This window comes from Flavobacterium sp. LAR06, assembly GCF_041946075.1.
Taxonomy (GTDB): Bacteria; Bacteroidota; Bacteroidia; order Flavobacteriales; family Flavobacteriaceae; genus Flavobacterium.
Genome location: NZ_JAUTYT010000014.1, coordinates 64,742 through 81,983, shown reverse-complemented (window position 1 = coordinate 81,983; position 17,242 = coordinate 64,742). Strand labels below are relative to the sequence as shown.

Annotated in this window: 15 protein-coding genes; 8 read left to right on the top strand and 7 right to left on the bottom strand. The window is 33.9% G+C overall.

The genetic code is table 11. The features are described from left to right. The first annotated feature begins 35 nt into the window (after positions 1–35). Both Q7C23_RS19055 and Q7C23_RS19050 read left to right on the top strand, forming a co-directional pair. Positions 36–656, top strand: a complete 621-nt coding sequence (locus tag Q7C23_RS19055; RefSeq protein WP_375033984.1) for a hypothetical protein — start codon at positions 36–38, stop codon at positions 654–656. Positions 657–886: 230 nt separating this feature from the next. After that, on the top strand, positions 887–1,957 hold the full coding sequence (locus Q7C23_RS19050) for a glycosyltransferase (RefSeq protein ID WP_375033983.1): 1,071 nt from the start codon (positions 887–889) through the stop codon (positions 1,955–1,957). Position 1,958: 1 nt separating this feature from the next. Here Q7C23_RS19050 and Q7C23_RS19045 read toward each other — a convergent pair whose 3' ends face one another. The 3 genes from Q7C23_RS19045 to Q7C23_RS19035 all read right to left on the bottom strand — a co-directional run bounded on the left by Q7C23_RS19045 (position 1,959) and on the right by Q7C23_RS19035 (position 5,414). Beyond that, the gene (locus tag Q7C23_RS19045; RefSeq protein WP_375034039.1) at positions 1,959–3,254 is read right to left on the bottom strand and encodes a porin; all 1,296 of its coding nucleotides are present in this window, start codon (positions 3,252–3,254) and stop codon (positions 1,959–1,961) included. 171 nt (positions 3,255–3,425) lie between these two features. Then, on the bottom strand, positions 3,426–4,505 hold the full coding sequence (locus Q7C23_RS19040; RefSeq protein WP_375033982.1) for a sensor histidine kinase: 1,080 nt from the start codon (positions 4,503–4,505) through the stop codon (positions 3,426–3,428). A 225-nt stretch (positions 4,506–4,730) separates the two neighbouring features. Continuing rightward, positions 4,731–5,414 (bottom strand): response regulator transcription factor, encoded by a 684-nt coding sequence (locus Q7C23_RS19035; protein ID WP_375033981.1) that lies wholly within the window; start codon positions 5,412–5,414, stop codon positions 4,731–4,733. A gap of 233 nt (positions 5,415–5,647) precedes the next feature. Between Q7C23_RS19035 and Q7C23_RS19030 the strand changes: the two genes are divergently transcribed. From Q7C23_RS19030 to Q7C23_RS19015, 4 genes are all read left to right on the top strand, one after another. After that, the gene (locus Q7C23_RS19030) at positions 5,648–8,434 is read left to right on the top strand and encodes a TonB-dependent receptor domain-containing protein (protein ID WP_375033980.1); all 2,787 of its coding nucleotides are present in this window, start codon (positions 5,648–5,650) and stop codon (positions 8,432–8,434) included. A 177-nt stretch (positions 8,435–8,611) separates the two neighbouring features. Further along, positions 8,612–9,802 carry a hypothetical protein gene (locus Q7C23_RS19025; protein ID WP_375033979.1) on the top strand — a complete coding sequence of 397 codons (1,191 nt, stop codon included), beginning with the start codon at positions 8,612–8,614 and terminating at the stop codon, positions 9,800–9,802. Positions 9,803–9,907: 105 nt separating this feature from the next. Beyond that, positions 9,908–10,246 carry a T9SS type A sorting domain-containing protein gene (locus tag Q7C23_RS19020; RefSeq protein ID WP_072969701.1) on the top strand — a complete coding sequence of 113 codons (339 nt, stop codon included), beginning with the start codon at positions 9,908–9,910 and terminating at the stop codon, positions 10,244–10,246. 91 nt (positions 10,247–10,337) lie between these two features. Continuing rightward, positions 10,338–11,318 carry an acyl transferase gene (locus Q7C23_RS19015; RefSeq protein ID WP_375033978.1) on the top strand — a complete coding sequence of 327 codons (981 nt, stop codon included), beginning with the start codon at positions 10,338–10,340 and terminating at the stop codon, positions 11,316–11,318. A 73-nt stretch (positions 11,319–11,391) separates the two neighbouring features. Here the strand turns inward: Q7C23_RS19015 and tyrS are convergent, their stop codons facing one another. Further along, on the bottom strand, positions 11,392–12,687 hold the full coding sequence (gene tyrS, locus Q7C23_RS19010) for a tyrosine--tRNA ligase (RefSeq protein WP_375033977.1): 1,296 nt from the start codon (positions 12,685–12,687) through the stop codon (positions 11,392–11,394). A 188-nt stretch (positions 12,688–12,875) separates the two neighbouring features. Between tyrS and Q7C23_RS19005 the strand changes: the two genes are divergently transcribed. Then, on the top strand, positions 12,876–13,877 hold the full coding sequence (locus Q7C23_RS19005) for an NAD-dependent epimerase/dehydratase family protein (protein WP_375033976.1): 1,002 nt from the start codon (positions 12,876–12,878) through the stop codon (positions 13,875–13,877). A 5-nt stretch (positions 13,878–13,882) separates the two neighbouring features. On the opposite strand, the gene Q7C23_RS19000 is transcribed toward Q7C23_RS19005, so the two are convergent. Genes Q7C23_RS19000 through Q7C23_RS18990 form a run of 3 tightly spaced genes read right to left on the bottom strand, consistent with a single transcriptional unit; the run spans position 13,883 to position 16,442 of the window. Beyond that, complete coding sequence (locus Q7C23_RS19000) at positions 13,883–14,356, bottom strand: DUF4296 domain-containing protein (protein WP_375033975.1); 474 nt, start codon at positions 14,354–14,356, stop codon at positions 13,883–13,885. A gap of 9 nt (positions 14,357–14,365) precedes the next feature. Next, positions 14,366–15,706 (bottom strand): dihydroorotase, encoded by a 1,341-nt coding sequence (locus tag Q7C23_RS18995; protein ID WP_375033974.1) that lies wholly within the window; start codon positions 15,704–15,706, stop codon positions 14,366–14,368. 10 nt (positions 15,707–15,716) lie between these two features. Then, positions 15,717–16,442: a polyprenol monophosphomannose synthase gene (locus tag Q7C23_RS18990; protein WP_375033973.1), complete on the bottom strand. Its 726-nt coding sequence runs from the start codon at positions 16,440–16,442 to the stop codon at positions 15,717–15,719. Positions 16,443–16,547: 105 nt separating this feature from the next. Between Q7C23_RS18990 and Q7C23_RS18985 the strand changes: the two genes are divergently transcribed. Beyond that, on the top strand, positions 16,548–17,240 hold the full coding sequence (locus Q7C23_RS18985) for a DUF4271 domain-containing protein (protein WP_375033972.1): 693 nt from the start codon (positions 16,548–16,550) through the stop codon (positions 17,238–17,240). Positions 17,241–17,242 lie beyond the last annotated feature (2 nt).

The window sequence follows — 17,242 nt, the reverse complement described above, 5'->3', positions numbered from 1 at the left end:
GATTAATTTTAATTGAATTTTAAACTCTTAACCTCATGAAAAAATTATTTTTACTTTGTTTTCTAGTTGTTTTGTCTGGTAATTTTTATGCTCAGGAAACTGCAACCACAACAAAAGCCAAGAGTGAAGCAACGGCTAAAAAGAAAAAGGCTGAAGCCGATAAAGCAGCAGCCGATGCAAAAAAAGAATCAATAAAAGCTAAAAAATCGGCAGATGATGCAACTGCGGCAGCATCAAAAGCTAAAAAAGAATCAGCAACCTCCACTAAAAAAACAGCAGATAAGGAAGCTGCAAAAGCAAAAAAATCAGCAGATGATGCAACTGTAGCGGCATCAAAAGCTAAAAAAGAAGCAGCAAGTTCTACTAAAAAAACAACAGACAAAGAAGCAGCAAAAGCAAAAAGCAGTGCTGATAAAGCCAAAACTAGTGCAGCCACTGCCGATGCAGCATCAAAATCTGCTAAAAAAGAGGCAACCGCAACTAAAAAAACAGCTTCAAAAACAGCTAGTAAAACTTTAAAAGAAACGAACGAAAAAGCACCATCTGTACCGGACAAAGTTACGGGAGAATACAATGGCAAAAAAGTATACACAGGCCCAAGAGGTGGAAAATACTATATTAATAAAAACGGAAATAAAACGTATATTCAGGATTAGAGGAAGGTTCAGAGGTACTAAGGTGCTAAGGCTCTGAGATGCTGAGCTTGTAAGATACAAAACTTTGAAGTCGAACTTATGTTCGGCTTTTTTATTATTCAAACCTTAGTCCCTCAGAGCCTTAGCATCTTAGAACCTTAAATAAAATATACAGTTAATAATTTAGTAATGTGTGCGAAATACCATAAAAAACATATTTCTTTATCTTCGTTTTTAAAAAGCGTTAAACTATGAGCATTGACTACTCTGCGAACAAAACAATTTTAGTTGCTCCCTTAAACTGGGGATTAGGCCATGCCACTAGATGCATCCCAATTATAAAAGCGCTTCAGGAAAATAATTTTATTCCGATTATAGCTTCTGATGGAGTTGCGCTTGCGTTACTTCGAAAAGAATTTCCTTACATACAAACCTTAGAATTACCTTCTTACCATATTGAATATGCTAAAAATGGTAAAAATTTCAAATGGAAACTGATTAAGAATCTTCCGAAAATGATTACAGCCATTTTGGATGAGAAAAAAATAGTGAATTCCTGGATTAAGAAACACGGAATTGACGGTATTATCTCAGACAATCGTTTGGGAGTTTTTAGCCGAAGAATTCCATCTGTTTTTATGACACATCAATTGAATGTGATGACTGGAAACACCACTTGGTTTACCAGTAAATGTCATCAACATATTATTAAAAAATATACCGAATGCTGGGTTCCTGATACCAATGAAGGTGCCAATCTTACGGGTGAATTAGGACATTTAAAAAATACTGACCTGAACTTAAAATATATTGGTCCGTTAAGCAGAATGCGTCAAAAGGAAACGCCGAAAGTGTACGATTTAATGGTTATTTTGTCCGGGCCGGAACCTCAACGTACTTATCTGGATGAGAAATTGCAAAAAGAAATTGTAAACTTTAATGGCAAAGTTGTTTTTGTACAGGGTATTGTGGAGAAAACACAAAACAAATGGCAGGCCGGAAATGTAACGTATTATAATTTCATGAACTCAAAACAACTGGAGCAAACTTTTAATGAAAGTGAGTTTGTGCTGTGCCGTTCAGGTTATACAACGGTTATGGATTTGGCAAAATTGGGCAAAAAAGCTTTTTTCATTCCAACTCCGGGACAATACGAGCAGGAATATTTGGCGATTAAACTTCAGGAAGAGAATTTGGTACCTTACGCAATACAAGACGACTTTACCATTGAAGATCTTTCAAAAGTAAAGTCGTTTAAAGGTTTGTCTCAATTTAAAAATGATATTGATTGGGACAAGTTATTTTCTGTTTTCGAAGACTAGCTTAGAAGTTAAACTGCGCTTGTAAACGCAATAAATTTCCTTCTTGTCTGTTAATAGGGCGCGCACTGTCTTCAAAAGTTCTGTCGGCGATAACATATTCTGCAGTTAATTCAAATGCTTTGATTGGTTGCCATTCGATACCAAATTGGTAATCTCTCACGACGTAACTTCTGGCATCTTTTTCATATTTTTTGCCTCCATCATAATATTGAAATTGGGCATAGGGATAAATATGCTGTTTTTTGATATCCCATTTATAATTCAGTAAAACATATCCTCCATTCAAACTAGATACATCAACTGTTTTTGTTGCAGTATTATATCGGGGGCCTTTACCAATATTATATTCGGTTTGGATTCCGAAAGGTTTTGGATACAAAACAAAAGTTGCACCTACTCTTTCATCCTTTACGTATTTTGGATTATTGACAGTAACGCCTGTAGAAATTTCGTCTGTAAAAGCCCACTTTCCATCATAAGCCTGAATTCCTGGTTCAATAATCTGACTTCCAATCACAAAAGGATAACTTACTCTTGCCACAACATTCAAATCTCTGTTGGCATCAATTTTATTAGCAATTTGTCCATTATAAACTCCAAAGGCAAAAACTCCAAAATCGCCTGAACCTTTGTATCCGTCTTTAACTAACATTTCAAAACGTTCTCTGATTTCTGCGGGAGCCCAATAAAAAATCACCCCCAAATCACGTTCATTTGCTATTGAACTGTTTATTCCATCAGCACGGTCTAAAGTTAAACGTTGCGAACTAGACTGCATGTTTATGAATCCATACGGAATTTTACTTTGCCCTACACGAACACGATATTCCCTTTTCTTATCAAAAGAAAGATCAAAATATAAATCACGAATTTGAACGAAATTTTGGATTCCAGTTACTGGTGAACTAGCAAAATCAGGTTGGAAATAAAAGAAAACATTAGGATGAACCTGTCCTGAAAACACTAAACGAGCGCGACGAATAAAGAGTCCGTTGTTTGCTTTTGCGTCTGGAGTGGTTGAAGTTGTTCCCCAAGATTTGTCACATTGGTCGCAAGCAACTTTATCGTTTGTCGAAAACAAACCATTGTAACGAACTTGTGCATAACCTCTTAAAGAAATTTTATCGTACCAATGTTCTTCGACCCCACCGCCAGATTTAGTTTCCGGAAGTTTTGCTTTATTGATGGAATCGAGAAGTCGAACTACTTCTTTTTTTACATCTTCTTTATTCAGTTCCTGCGCGTTTGAAACACTAGCAAATAGCAGCAAAATTGCTAAAAATTTTATCTTCATTATTTCTTTTTTCTTTGACACTAAATTTCAAGTGCAAAGATGTAACCTCCTGTGTTAAGAAATCATTAACAGGATGTTACCATTATAAGAATATTTGTTTCGAAATAGTTAGGCAATTATTACTGAAATCAATACACCTTACTCTACGTGACTTTATGTTAATTGAAATTACAATTATTTAACCTCAGTTTTGACAGTTTTATTCGCTTTTTCAAGTGTAAACGAGAATTCTGAGCCAATTCCGAACTCACTTTCTACATAAACTTTCTCTTTATGCGCCTCAATAATGTGTTTTACAATCGCTAAACCTAAACCAGAACCACCTTCAGAGCGGGTTCCGCTTTTATCTACTCTGTAAAAACGTTCAAAAAGTCTTGGAATATTTTGTTTTTCAACACCTTCGCCATTATCACTGATACGGATCAGGACTTTTTTCTTGGTTAAATTTACAACACCCACTTCGGTCAGGCCACCGACTTTTCCGTATTTAATAGAGTTCACAATCAAATTCTCGAGAACTTGTTGGATTCTGTCCTGATCCCCACGAATAATAACCGATTTTACATTTCGGCTTTCAAAAGCCAGTTTGATTTTCTTTTTGTCCGCTTTCATTTCTAATAAATCAAAAACATTCTGAATCAATTCTACAATATCAAAATCGGTTATATTCAAATCCAGATCACCAGATTCTAATTTGGTAATCATATCCAAATCTTCTACTATATAGATAAGACGCTCTACTCCTTTTTCGGCACGTTTTAAATATTTTTTTCGGATGTTTTTATCATCCATCGCACCATCCAATAAGGTAGAAACATAACCCTGAACGGTAAACAAAGGGGTTTTAAGTTCGTGCGAAACATTTCCTAAAAACTCTCTTCGGTACTGCTCACGAATTTCAAGCATTTCGATTTCCAGCTTTTTATCAGTAGCAAACTTTTTCACTTCTCGCGAAAGCGTTTCCATATCGGTAGTAATAGGTTGATTGATTAGTGTTGTTGATTCTAATAACGAAACCTCATCGTAGATTTTTTTCACCCTTCTATAAATGAAGCGTTCTACACGATATTGCAAAACCAAAAAAGAGAAAATATAAATTGATAAAATAAAAATTATTCCAAAAGCGATCTGATGATTCAATTGGCCTTTATAAAATAACGACATTAACATCAGTACGAATGCAGTAGCAAAAAGGCTTATGTATAATGCCGATTTTACAGCAAACTTGTATGTTTTTTTAAAATTAATTTTCATTGATATTATTTAACCATTAAGAGATTAAGAAAAATAAGCTTAACTCAAAAACCATATAAGAAATTGAAGATCATATAAATGTAATGAACTTCAATTTCTTATATGGTTTAAATTTATTGAATGTTTTGAAAACAATTTGAATCCGTTTTAATCTTAACTAAAATTCCACCGTAGAACTAAAACCTTAGCGACTTAGTATCTTAGAACCTTAGTATCTTAAAAAAACTAAACTTCAAATTTGTATCCTACTCCTTTTATTGTTTTAAAAAGATCTTCTCCGATCTTTTCACGTAGTTTTCTGATGTGAACATCGATTGTTCTTCCTCCTACAACTACCTCATTACCCCAAACTTTATCAAGGATTTCATCTCTTTTAAAAACTTTTCCGGGTTTTGAAGCTAATAAGTAGAACAATTCGAATTCTTTTCTTGGTAAAGCGATTTCGACATTGCCTTTAATGATCTTATATTCTTCACGGTTAATCTCGATACCGCCAACGTTTAAGGTATCGCTAACTACTTCTTGTTCTTTTAACCTTCTTAACAAAGCCTTTACTTTGCTGACCAATAATTTTGGTTTTATTGGTTTGGTAATATAATCATCTGCACCTGCATCAAAGCCAGCAACTTGAGAATAATCTTCACTTCTTGCTGTTAAAAATGTTATGATAACATTATTTAATTCAGGGATTTTTCTGATGTGCTCACAGGCTTCCATTCCGTCCATTTCAGCCATCATCACATCCATAATAATTAAGTCCGGCAATTCTTTTTGAGCTTTTGTTATGGCGTCTTTTCCATTTGAAGCTGTTACAATTTGATAGCCTTCCTGAGCAAGGTTATAGCCTACAATTTCCAGGATATCCGGTTCATCGTCAACTAATAAGATCTTGGTTTGTGTTTTTTTCATAAAATAGCAAAAATTGAGTTTTTTTCATCAAATTCTATTCTTCTAAATCCGATGATTTGTAATTGCGATGGTAAATATAACAATAAATCAACGGTTAAAAATTCGTGTTAACGGTAATTTAATTTGGTAACAATTTGATAATCTTCAAGGAACAAAAACATAACAAGTAGCTAACATGAACTTTACAGTACGGTCATTTCTTTGCACAAAAATAAATTAAACACAACACTGAAATGAAATTCAATTTAAAATTTCTATTATTCACATTATTTATCTGTACGATTTCAATCGCACAAAACAAAGGTACAATTTCTGGCTTATTAACAGACAAAGAATCTAACAATCAGCCATTACCATTTGCAAATGTCCTTCTTAAAGGAACTAACATTAGCGCTAACACTGACATTGACGGAAAATATTCGTTAAACGTAAATCCTGGAACTTATACTATAATTTTTAGCTTCGTAGGATATGAATCTGTAGAAAAACCTGTAACTGTTAAAGCTAATGAAACTGTTACCTTGGATCAGGTTCTTTCTTCAGGAGGTTATACTCTTAAAGATGTTGTAGTAAAAAACACTAGCAGTAGAGAAAAAGAAACTGCCTTACTACTAGACCAAAAAAACGCTGTTGTTATCAAACAAAGTATTGGTGCACAAGAGATGTCTAGAAAAGGAGTAAGCGATGTTGAAGATGGATTAACTAAAGTTACCGGAATTACAAAAGTAGACGGAAGAGGTTTATTTATCAGAGGACTTGAAGACCGATATAATAACTTATTAGTTAACGACTTACAAACGCCTTCGAACAGTCCTTTCAAAAAAATAATTCCATTAGATTTATTTCCAACTGACATTGTAGGAGTTTTAAATATTTACAAAACATTTAATCCTAACATCTCAGGTGATTTTGCAGGAGCTACTGTTAATATCGAAACCAGCCAGCCAAAAAACATCACTAAATTGAATGTTGGATTTGGATATACTACAAACAATAATTTAAAGAAATTCCTTCTATCGGATGATGCAAATACAACTGAAGGAACTTTTGGACTTTTAGGAAACAAAAGAGAACTTCCATCTGTTTTTGGGTCAGTTCCTAGTGGTATAAAATTATCTCCGGATCAATACCATAATGCCTATGGAGATAAAAACTGGGATGTTGACGAAACTGCCAGTCCGTTAAATTCAAGTATTGGCTTTTTACATTCGCAAAAATTTAGTCTTGAAAAAGAAAGAAACATAAGTTACATCATGTCGGTTAACTTTGACAATAAATACATTTTTAGAGAAGGAGTTGAAAGAACTTTTAACCTTGGTCAGGGTAATTACGACAACAACTTATATAACACAACATATGCTTACCAAACTACGTTTTCTGGTTTAGCGGGTTTAAAATATAAAACAAATCGTTTGAACCTGAACTTCAACACCTTGTTTATTCAGGCTACTGAAAGCAAAATCCAGGATCAGTTAGGTTACACTAACAGTTTGGCAAACGTAACCAACAATCTTATCAGAATGAATCAATTTGAAGAATCTCAATATTGGAATACGCAATTATTTGGTGATTACAAATTGACTGAAGACGGAAAACAAACTATTAAAGCAGGGGGTTCATACGTAAAAACGGGTTTCCAACAGCCTGACAGAAAATTCATTACAGGTTCAAAACTGAATGATGATGAGATCAATATGTCTTATGGAGGTAACAACTTAAACCGTCAGTATTTAGATGTAAGTGGAAACTTTTATTTCTCGGCTCTTGCAGAGTACAGCCTTAAATTTGGTGACAAAGAAAAGATGAACAATCTTACTGTAGGATATAACAATTTCATCAATGACATGGAATCAAGCTACCGTTTTTTCTCTGGAAGAAGGAATATAGAGAAAAATTATACTGCCAACCTAAATACAATTAGTTCTGAAATTAATCAGGATATCGATAACGGGATTTTGTACGTACAGGAAGAATCTAACGGAGATTACAAAGTAAAATTAAATCAGTTCGTTAATGCTGGTTACCTTAATTTATATTGGACATTTGGCGAAAAATTTGATTTAAATGCTGGATTAAGAGCTGAAAGTTCAACCCGCGAAATTAAATACAGACAATTAGGAGACCCTTTTGGAAGCCCTTACAGAACTAAAAATGACGACAAGCTGGATTTCCTACCATCTTTAAACAGTAAATATGCTTTAAACGAAAACAGCAATCTACGTGCTTCTTTAAGCAAAACTATCACAAGACCAGTTGCAATGGAATTACTTCCGATCAACTACATCAATGCTGATGGAACTTCTGAAAGTGGAAATTCAGATTTATTAGACAGCGACAACTACAATGTTGATTTCAAATACGAATTATTTCCTAACAGTAAAGAAGTTTTTGCTATTGGCGCATTCGGAAAAATGATTGAGAATCCAATCGAAAGAGTTTTTAAACCAACTGCTAATAGTGGTGGCCAGATCACAACCTTCAAAAATTCTGAGCAAGCTATAATTTACGGTGCTGAACTGGAAATGAGTTTACAATTAAGCAGAATTAATGAATCACTATCTAACTTTACTTTCGGATTCAATACTTCTGTAATGAGTACTGATGTTAAGATTGATTTAACACAACAAGGAAACGAGCTTGAAAACAGCACTCATCGTAAACTTCAGGGAGCTTCAAACTGGATTATAAACAGTGACCTTAAGTATGACTTTAAATTAAACAATGACTGGAAAAACTCGATGACGTTAGTTTATAATGTTTATGGGGACAGAATCTTCGCTGTAGGTTCTTCAGGAATGGATCACATTTATGAAAAATCATTTAGCAAATTAGATTTTATCTGGACAAGTAATCTTTCAAAAAATATCGAATTAAAATTTAGTGCAGAAAATTTACTGAATCCTTACTATAAAAAAGAATTAGGAAAAGACAGTACTATAGATATTACTGAAAGTTCATTAATCGTTCGTGATTATAAAAAAGGAGTTGGATTTTCTGTTAATCTTGGATACACATTTTAATAAAAACAAAAAAGAGTCGTAAGGCTCTTTTTTGTTTTTAGCCCGTAACATAAAATTTACATACAGCTAATTGTTATATAATACTTTAGTAACAATTAGCTAACTAAATTTAGAAACCTCAATAGTACTTTTGAATCAAATAAATAACACAAAAAAATAATTTTAAAATCATTAAAAATGAAAAAATTAGTCTTAAGTCTTTCTCTAATAAGCTTGATTTTCGCAAGTTGTTCTTCTAGCGACGATGATGTTGTAACGCCTCCAGCTACTGGTTCAGGTGAAATTACAGGAGATATTACAGCTTCAAAAACTTTTATCAAAGGAACATATACCCTAAGTGGTACAGTAAGAATAAAAAGTGGTGTAACATTAACATTTGACGCAGGATCTACAATCACTGCTGATGCAACTAACGGTTCAGATGCTTTATTAGTTGAAAAAGGTGGTATTTTAAACATTGCAGGTACTGCAGCAGAACCAGTTGTTTTTACAGAAAAATCTAAAACTGCAGGTTCATGGGGTGGAATAATTATGTTTGGTGATGCTCCAATCGTTTCAGGAAAAACTGCTGATGGAACACCGATTACTACTGCTACTTCAGAAGATGGAACAAACATCGTTTATGGTGGTTCTAATCCTACTCACAGCAGTGGTTCATTAAAATATGTTCGTGTAGAATATGCTGGAAAAAAGATTCTTGATGGAAATTCAGAAATGAATGGTTTTTCATTTTACGCAGTAGGTTCAGGAACAGTTTTAGAAAACTTAGTTGCTTACAAAGGTGCTGATGATGGTTTTGAATTTTATGGTGGAACTGTAAGTGCTAAAAACTTAATTTCTTACGGAAATACAGATGATTCTTTTGACTGGCAAGATGGATGGCAAGGACAAGCAAACACTAACTGGTATGCTTACCAAGTTGGTGCTGGAAATTTCGGAATGGAAATCGAAGCAAAAAGTGTAAACAATTTGTTTTTTCCTAAAGTTTCTAACATTACTTTAAGAAGAGCTGCTGGAACAGCAACTGAAGCTTCAGGTTCTGTAGAATATGATGCAATCCAATTCAAAAAAGATGGAAACGGTGAATATTCAAATGTTGTAATATCAGGATTTACTACAACAGGATCTGTTGCAGTAAGAATTCAGGAAGCTGCTACAAATACAAATCAGGTTGCTGGTGGAAAAATAAAAATGTTAAACGTAAAAGTTGCTGAAGCTGCAACTCCTTTAACAGGAACTGGTGCTGCAGGATTTACAGTAGCTTTCCCTACAGGAAACTTCACAACAAGTACAACTGCAACCGGAGCTGCTTTAACTCCTGGAGCGTGGGCAATTGTTGACGGTGTTAACTTATTAGAAAAGCTATAGTCATCACAATCAAAATGTTAAAAACATCCTAAATATTTAGGATGTTTTTTTTTGGCGTAATTTTTGAAAACTTTTTTGTATATTTACTGTAACCAAAATTACGCGATGGCAAAAAACTACTTTTATATTACATTCTTATTGGCATTTTTCTTTACTGTAAGTGTTTCAGCACAAGACAGTAAGCAATTACCAAAACCTCAAGAGCCTACAACTATTGAGGGTCTAAGCTTGTACCCTAATCCAGTGACAAACGGAAAGGTTTATATCTCTTCTAAAAATGACTTAGAGAAAGAGGTGATTGTTTTTGATGTTCTCGGAAAAAAAGTAATCCAAACACATCTGTCTTCAAAAGAATTAAACGTTTCTGATCTGGTTCCCGGCGTTTATATCATCAAAATATACGAACAAGATGCCTCTGCAACCCGAAAGCTCATTATTCGGTAAAACATAAAAAAACAAAGCTCCAAAATAAACATTGGAGCTTTTTTATTGTCTTTACTTCTTCCAATTATTAATATCTTTGCACAAAAAAGTTTTGATTACAGCCAACGATATCTTTACCATTTCAAGTCAGAAACAATTTGAAAAAATAGCACTAAAAGTGTTTCGTTTTCAGCACGAGAATAATAAGGTATATCGTGATTTCTGTGATTTTTTAAAAGTGAATCCACAACAGGTAAAAACATTGGAACAAATTCCATTTTTACCGATACAGTTTTTCAAAAGCCACAATGTCGTTTCTAATTCAGATCCTGCCGAAGTAACTTTTACCAGCAGCGGTACAACCGGAATGATCACCAGCCGTCATTTAGTGACCGATGTTTCCCTATATGAAGAAAGCTACCGAAACGGGTTTTCACAATTTTACGGCAATATTGAAGATTTCGTTGTTTTAGCCCTTTTGCCGTCTTATTTGGAACGCGATGGCTCTTCGTTAATTTACATGGTCGAAGACTTGATAAAACTATCCAATCAGGCCGAGAGTGGGTTTTATTTACACAACCACGACGACTTAATTAAAAAACTGACCGCTTTAGATGAATCCGGGCAAAATGTGATTTTAATTGGAGTTACTTATGCTTTGTTAGATTTGATCGAAAAACATCAATTCAATCTTCAAAACACCATTATTATGGAAACTGGAGGAATGAAAGGCAAGCGTAAAGAAATGATTCGGGAAGAATTGCACGAACAGCTTTGTAAAGGTTTTGGTGTTTCTACTATTCATTCCGAATATGGAATGACAGAACTTTTGGCACAAGCCTATTCTTTAGGTGAAGGTATTTTCGAATGCCCGTCCTGGATGCATATTTTAGTTCGCGATCCCGAAGATGCCCTCACTTATGTGAATGATGGAAAAACCGGCGGAATTAATGTTATTGATTTAGCCAATATCAATTCGTGTTCTTTTATCGCCACGCAGGATTTAGGCAAAAAATATCCCAACAACTCTTTCGAGGTATTGGGACGTTTTGATAATTCTGATATTCGTGGTTGTAACTTAATGGTTCTTTAAAAGTTTAATCGTTGATTTGTTAAATCGGTTAATCGCGTTTTACAATCGGTTAAACAATTACACGATTAAACAATTAAACCACTCTAATCACAAAATAGTTTTTCTTCCCACTTTGTAATAACACAAACTGATTGTTGATTAAATCATTTGCTGTTAGAACAAAATCTTCTTTTATTTTTTCTCTGTTTACCGAAATTGAATTTGCTGTTAAGGCACGTCTCGCTTCTCCGTTTGATTTAAAGAAACCTGTTTTTTCATTTAAAACCGAAACAATCTCCAAACCGTTTTCAAGATCAGCTTTTGCAATTTCTGCTTGCGGAACCCCGTCAAAAACTTCTAAAAAAGTCGCTTCATCTAATTGCTTCAAATCTTCTGCAGTCGAATTTCCAAACAAAATATTCGAAGCCTGAATCGCTTTTTCTAATTCTTCTTTACTGTGAACAAAAATCGTGATTTCTTCAGCCAGTTTCTTTTGCAATACTCTTAAATGTGGAGCCGCTTTGTGCTCTTCGATTAAAGCGTCAATTGTTTCTTTGTCTAAGAAAGTAAAGATTTTAATATATTTTTCAGCATCAACATCTGTTGCGTTTACCCAAAATTGGTAGAATTTATAAACTGAAGTTTTATCAGCATCCAACCAAACATTTCCACCTTCAGATTTTCCGAATTTAGATCCGTCAGCTTTTGTAATTAAAGGCGTTGTTAAAGCAAATGCTTTTGCATTTTCTCCACCCATTCTACGCACTAGTTCTGTTCCAGTAGTGATATTTCCCCATTGGTCAGAACCTCCCATTTGCAAAAGGCAGTTATTGTTTTTATATAAATGGTAAAAATCGTAACCCTGAATCAATTGGTAGGTGAATTCTGTGAAAGACATTCCCTCTCCTTCTCCGCTCAATCTCTTTTTAACAGAATCCTTCGCCATCATGTAATTTACCGTGATACGTTTTCCAACTTCACGGGCAAAATCAATAAAGGAGAATTCTTTCATCCAGTCATAGTTATTTACCATAACCGGAGCATTTGCTTCTTTTGAATTAAAGTCTAAGAAACGAGACAAAACACTTTTGATTCCTTCTACGTTTTTAGCCAAAGTTTCTTCATTCAATAAATTTCTTTCGTCAGATTTTCCAGATGGATCACCAATCATTCCGGTCGCACCACCAACTAGGGCAATTGCTTTATGACCAGTTCTGTTTAAATGAACCAATAAAATAATCTGAACCATGCTGCCAATATGCAGTGAATCTGCCGTTGGATCAAAGCCTATATATGCAGTTGTTACTTCTTTCAGTAATTGTTCTTCCGTTCCAGGCATACTGTCATGATATAACCCACGCCACTTTAATTCTTCAACTAGATTCTTCATTTTTTAAAATAATTTGTGCAAATGTAATCAATGTCAATATCAATATCAAAAAACAATTTCAATGTAATTGCCACAAAGGCTCTAAGACACAAAGAAGAATTACAAAAATTTAAAACTTTGGTGCAAAATGAAAAAACTTTGTGCCTTTGCGCCTTTGTGGCAAAAAAGCAAAAACTTATCTTTACAAAATGGTATTAGTAACTGGAGGAACAGGTTTAGTTGGCGCACATTTATTACTTCATTTAATTGAAAATGGAGAAAACGTTCGGGCAATTTACCGAAGTCAAAATAACATTCAGAAAACAAAATCGGTTTTTGAACTGTATGGGAAAGCTCATTTATTTGAAAAAATTAATTGGCTTGAAGCAGATATTTTAGACGTTCCTTCTCTCGAAATTGCTTTTATTGATATTGAATATGTTTACCATTGTGCGGCTTTGATTTCGTTTGATCCAAAAGATGAAGAAGGACTCAGAAAGACAAATATCGAAGGAACTGCCAACATGGTTAATTTTTCTTTAGCCAAAGCAATAAAGAAATTCTGTTTTATAAGTTCCATCGCTGCTTTGGGAGATATAGCGCCTCACGAAACTTATATCACTGAAGAAACAGATTGGAATCCCGAAAAACCACACAGCGATTATGCCATTTCTAAATATGGTGCAGAAATGGAAGTTTGGCGTGCTGTTCAGGAAGGTTTAGATATAATTATTTTAAATCCGGGCGTTATTTTAGCCACAATTCCCACGTCAAAAATTTACAATGAAGGAAGTAGTCAGCTTTACATAAGAGTTGCTAACGGACTTTCATTTTACACTCTCGGAAGTACCGGTTTTATTACTGTAAATGATGTTGTCAGAATCGCTTTTGAATTGATGAAAAGCGACATTAAAAACGAACGCTTCACCTTAATTGCAGACAATATTGTTTTCAGGGATATTCTTAATACGATTGCAGAAGTTTTAAAAGTAAAAAAACCTCGCTTTCATGCAAATCCATTTTTTATGAATTTCCTTTGGATTGCCGATGGAATATTTTCGACTTTGTTTTTCCAGAAAAGACAAATGACAAAAGCGACTGCAAAAGCTTCTTATTCTAAAAATCTGTATTCGAATGAAAAAATAAAAACCGCTCTGGGAACGGTTTTTCTAGATGTTCATCAATATATAAAAGACAGTTCGAAGTTGTAAAAAAACTATCTTATTTGTCTGGTTCTTCTTATTGAATCAATATTTATACGTCTTGAAGGCTTCTTTATAGAATCGTTTACATTTGTTTTTACTTTAGGCTTTTTAGCAGCAGCTTTCGCAGCTTTCTTCTCTTCAATTTTCACAATTGAATCGGCTGCCCTCTGCTGTACCGCTAAACGTTTACTAATTTCATCAAACATATCCTTGTAAGTGTCATAATCAGCTGCATAATAAATATTACTTTGTGCAAACTGCAAACTATCAACCTTGTATTTTTTTAAAATAAACTTTTTTGGATCGGCATCAATAGAATCTAAAGACAATGGATTTTGGTATTTCATTGCATCCATAAGAGACAAATCATACACAATATCAATCATTTTCCCTTTCTCAATAAGCCTTTTTGGCTCTTTGACCAATTCTTTTTTACAACTTACAGAAAGAAACAAAACCAATATTATAAATACAAAATTCTTCATTTACCCTTTTTATCTATCAAACAATAATCTTTTTCCAGCGCGGATATCTTTTACTTTAAAATTATTATAAACCATTTCTCCATTTACAAAAGTATGTGTGATTCTTGATTTAAAAGTAAAATTCTCAAACGGTGACCAACCGCATTTATATAAAATATTCTCTGGTTTAACACTCCATGGCAAACTTGGATTCACGATTACCAAATCGGCAAAATAACCTTCTTTGATAAAACCTCTTTTTTCGATTTTGAAAATTTTAGCCGGATTATGACACATTTTCTCGACGATTTTTTCAACAGTGATTTTCCCCTGATGATGCGCTTCAAACATGGCTACAACAGCATGTTGCACTAACGGACCTCCAGATGGGGCTTTTAAATACGACTGCATTTTTTCTTCTTTGGTATGAGGCGCGTGATCTGTTGCTATAACATCAATACGACCATCATTCAACGCTTTCCAAAGTTCAGCACGATCTTCGGCAGTTTTAACCGCAGGATTCCATTTAATGAAATTGCCTTTAGTTTTATAATCTTCGTCGGTAAACCAAAGATGATGCACACAAACCTCAGCTGTAATTTTTTTATCTTCTAATGGAATTTTATTCGTGAACAATTCCATTTCTTTTGCAGTCGAAAGGTGAAAAATATGAAGTCTTGCTCCTGTTTTTTTCGCCAAAGCAACCGCTTTTGAAGACGAAATATAACAAGCTTCCGCACTACGGATTAAATGATGCGCCGTTACCGGAATATCATCACCATATTGTTCTTTGTATGCAGCAAGATTATTCTGAATTGTAGTTTCATCTTCACAATGAACTGCAATTAACATTGGTGTACTTGAGAAAATTTTCTCTAAAGTTTCTTCTTTATCAACCAGCATATTTCCGGTAGAAGAACCAAGAAATATTTTAATCCCAGCAACATTTTTTGGATTCGTTTTTAAAACTTCTTCCAAATTATCATTGGTTGCGCCCATCATAAACGAATAATTCGCAAATGATTTTTCGGCAGCAATCACGTATTTATCTTCAAGAATTTCCTGAGTAACCGCATTTGGAACCGTATTTGGCTGTTCGATAAAAGAAGTAATTCCTCCCGCAACTGCCGCTCTTGATTCTGATTCAATATCTCCTTTGTGTGTTAATCCCGGTTCTCTAAAGTGAACCTGATCATCAATTGCACCCGGAATCAAATAACTTCCTTCGGCATCTATAACTTTACAATCAGATGTTTTTAGGCTGATGCTATCCGAAATCTCAACGATTAAGTCGTTTTCGATCAAAACATCACCTTCAAAAATTGATCCTTCGTTTACAATTTTAGCATTTTTGATTAAAATCCTGTTCATCGCCCTGGCTTTATAATGTATTGAATAATTTTTTTAATCGAAGAGAAATTACTCCTAGTATAGCTTCTTTGATAATAGCATTGCTCATTTTTGAAACTCCTTTAGTCCGATCCGTAAAAATAATCGGGACTTCTGTTATTTCAAATTTACCACAATATGTTCGATATTTCATTTCGATTTGAAAAGCATATCCAACAAATTTAATTTTGTTCAGATTTATCTTCTCCAAAACCTCTCTTTTATAACAAACAAAACCTGCAGTTGCATCATGAATTTTCATTCCGGTAATGAATTTCACATAAACAGAAGCAAAATAAGACATTAATACACGGCTCAATGGCCAGTTTACCACATTTACCCCCGTTACATAACGAGACCCAATAGCTAATGCCGCACCTCCAAAATGACAGGCGTCGTACAATTTTTCAAGATCATTGGGGTTATGGGAAAAATCGGCATCCATTTCAAAAATGAAATCATAATTACGTTCCAAAGCCCATTTGAAACCATGAACATAAGCTGTTCCTAAACCTGATTTTTTGGCCCTTTTTTCTAAAAATAATCTTCCAGGATATTCTTCCTGTAATGCAATCACTTTATTGGCAGTGAAATCTGGTGAATTATCATCAATAATTAGAAGATGAAAAGGTTTATGTTGCGAAAGAACAGCTCTAACTATACTTTCAATATTTTCGATTTCGTTGTAAGTGGGAATTATGACAATACAATCATTCATTTTTCTCGGTAATTTCACCGCAAAAGTAAACTTTTTATAGCATTTGATTCATAATAAATATATAATAAAACTATTGAGACAAAAAATTACTAATTTTGTGTCGTTATGATTGAACAACTTACTCCCAGAATTCTAGAAAACAAAGATTGGGCAACACTTTTATTTGTGGTGACCTTTGCCGTTGTTGCAATGACAAAATCAGCTTACGAAACCAGATTCAGCGAATTTAGTAAGCTTATTTTTTCGGATAAATACGCAAAAATTTATCGTGACAACAACAATTTAAAAAGCAGTTTTACAATTGGCCTGTTTTTCGTTCAGGTTATTTCGTTTGCTTTTTTCATTCAGCTTACGATGCATATTTTTTCACAGGATCCAAAAACCGGAACTTATAGTATATTAAAAACCGACTGGATTTTATTCATTCAGATCGCAACCTTTTTACTTTATTTCATTCTTGCGAAGTATTTAATCGAGAAAATTGTAGCAACTTCTTTCAATATTGACGACTTTGCAGACCTTTTTAACTTACAAAAAGTGACCTATAGAACCTATATTGGAGTTTTAATTCTGCCAATTAATGCTGTTTTGTTCTATTATGAGAATATTCCCAAAATTATTCCGCTAGCAATAATAGGCGTTTCGCTGTGTCTAAGCCTCTACTCGTATTTTATTTCGATTAAAACATATCAAAATGTAATAATCGGCAAGTTATTTTATTTTATTTTATATCTTTGCGCTCTTGAAATAGCCCCTTATTATTTTCTCTATTATTGGATTACAAAAGGGAGTGCTTAGAA

What these genes read in the sequence shown, in the direction of transcription:
- Q7C23_RS19055 (WP_375033984.1), top strand. Translation starts at nt 36, where the DNA reads ATGAAAAAATTATTTTTACTTTGTTTTCTAGTTGTTTTGTCTGGTAAT.
- Q7C23_RS19050 (WP_375033983.1), top strand. Translation starts at nt 887, where the DNA reads ATGAGCATTGACTACTCTGCGAACAAAACAATTTTAGTTGCTCCCTTA.
- Q7C23_RS19040 (WP_375033982.1), bottom strand. Translation starts at nt 4,505, where the DNA reads ATGAAAATTAATTTTAAAAAAACATACAAGTTTGCTGTAAAATCGGCA.
- Q7C23_RS19035 (WP_375033981.1), bottom strand. Translation starts at nt 5,414, where the DNA reads ATGAAAAAAACACAAACCAAGATCTTATTAGTTGACGATGAACCGGAT.
- Q7C23_RS19030 (WP_375033980.1), top strand. Translation starts at nt 5,648, where the DNA reads ATGAAATTCAATTTAAAATTTCTATTATTCACATTATTTATCTGTACG.
- Q7C23_RS19025 (WP_375033979.1), top strand. Translation starts at nt 8,612, where the DNA reads ATGAAAAAATTAGTCTTAAGTCTTTCTCTAATAAGCTTGATTTTCGCA.
- Q7C23_RS19020 (WP_072969701.1), top strand. Translation starts at nt 9,908, where the DNA reads ATGGCAAAAAACTACTTTTATATTACATTCTTATTGGCATTTTTCTTT.
- tyrS (WP_375033977.1), bottom strand. Translation starts at nt 12,687, where the DNA reads ATGAAGAATCTAGTTGAAGAATTAAAGTGGCGTGGGTTATATCATGAC.
- Q7C23_RS19005 (WP_375033976.1), top strand. Translation starts at nt 12,876, where the DNA reads ATGGTATTAGTAACTGGAGGAACAGGTTTAGTTGGCGCACATTTATTA.
- Q7C23_RS19000 (WP_375033975.1), bottom strand. Translation starts at nt 14,356, where the DNA reads ATGAAGAATTTTGTATTTATAATATTGGTTTTGTTTCTTTCTGTAAGT.
- Q7C23_RS18995 (WP_375033974.1), bottom strand. Translation starts at nt 15,706, where the DNA reads ATGAACAGGATTTTAATCAAAAATGCTAAAATTGTAAACGAAGGATCA.
- Q7C23_RS18990 (WP_375033973.1), bottom strand. Translation starts at nt 16,442, where the DNA reads ATGAATGATTGTATTGTCATAATTCCCACTTACAACGAAATCGAAAAT.
- Q7C23_RS18985 (WP_375033972.1), top strand. Translation starts at nt 16,548, where the DNA reads ATGATTGAACAACTTACTCCCAGAATTCTAGAAAACAAAGATTGGGCA.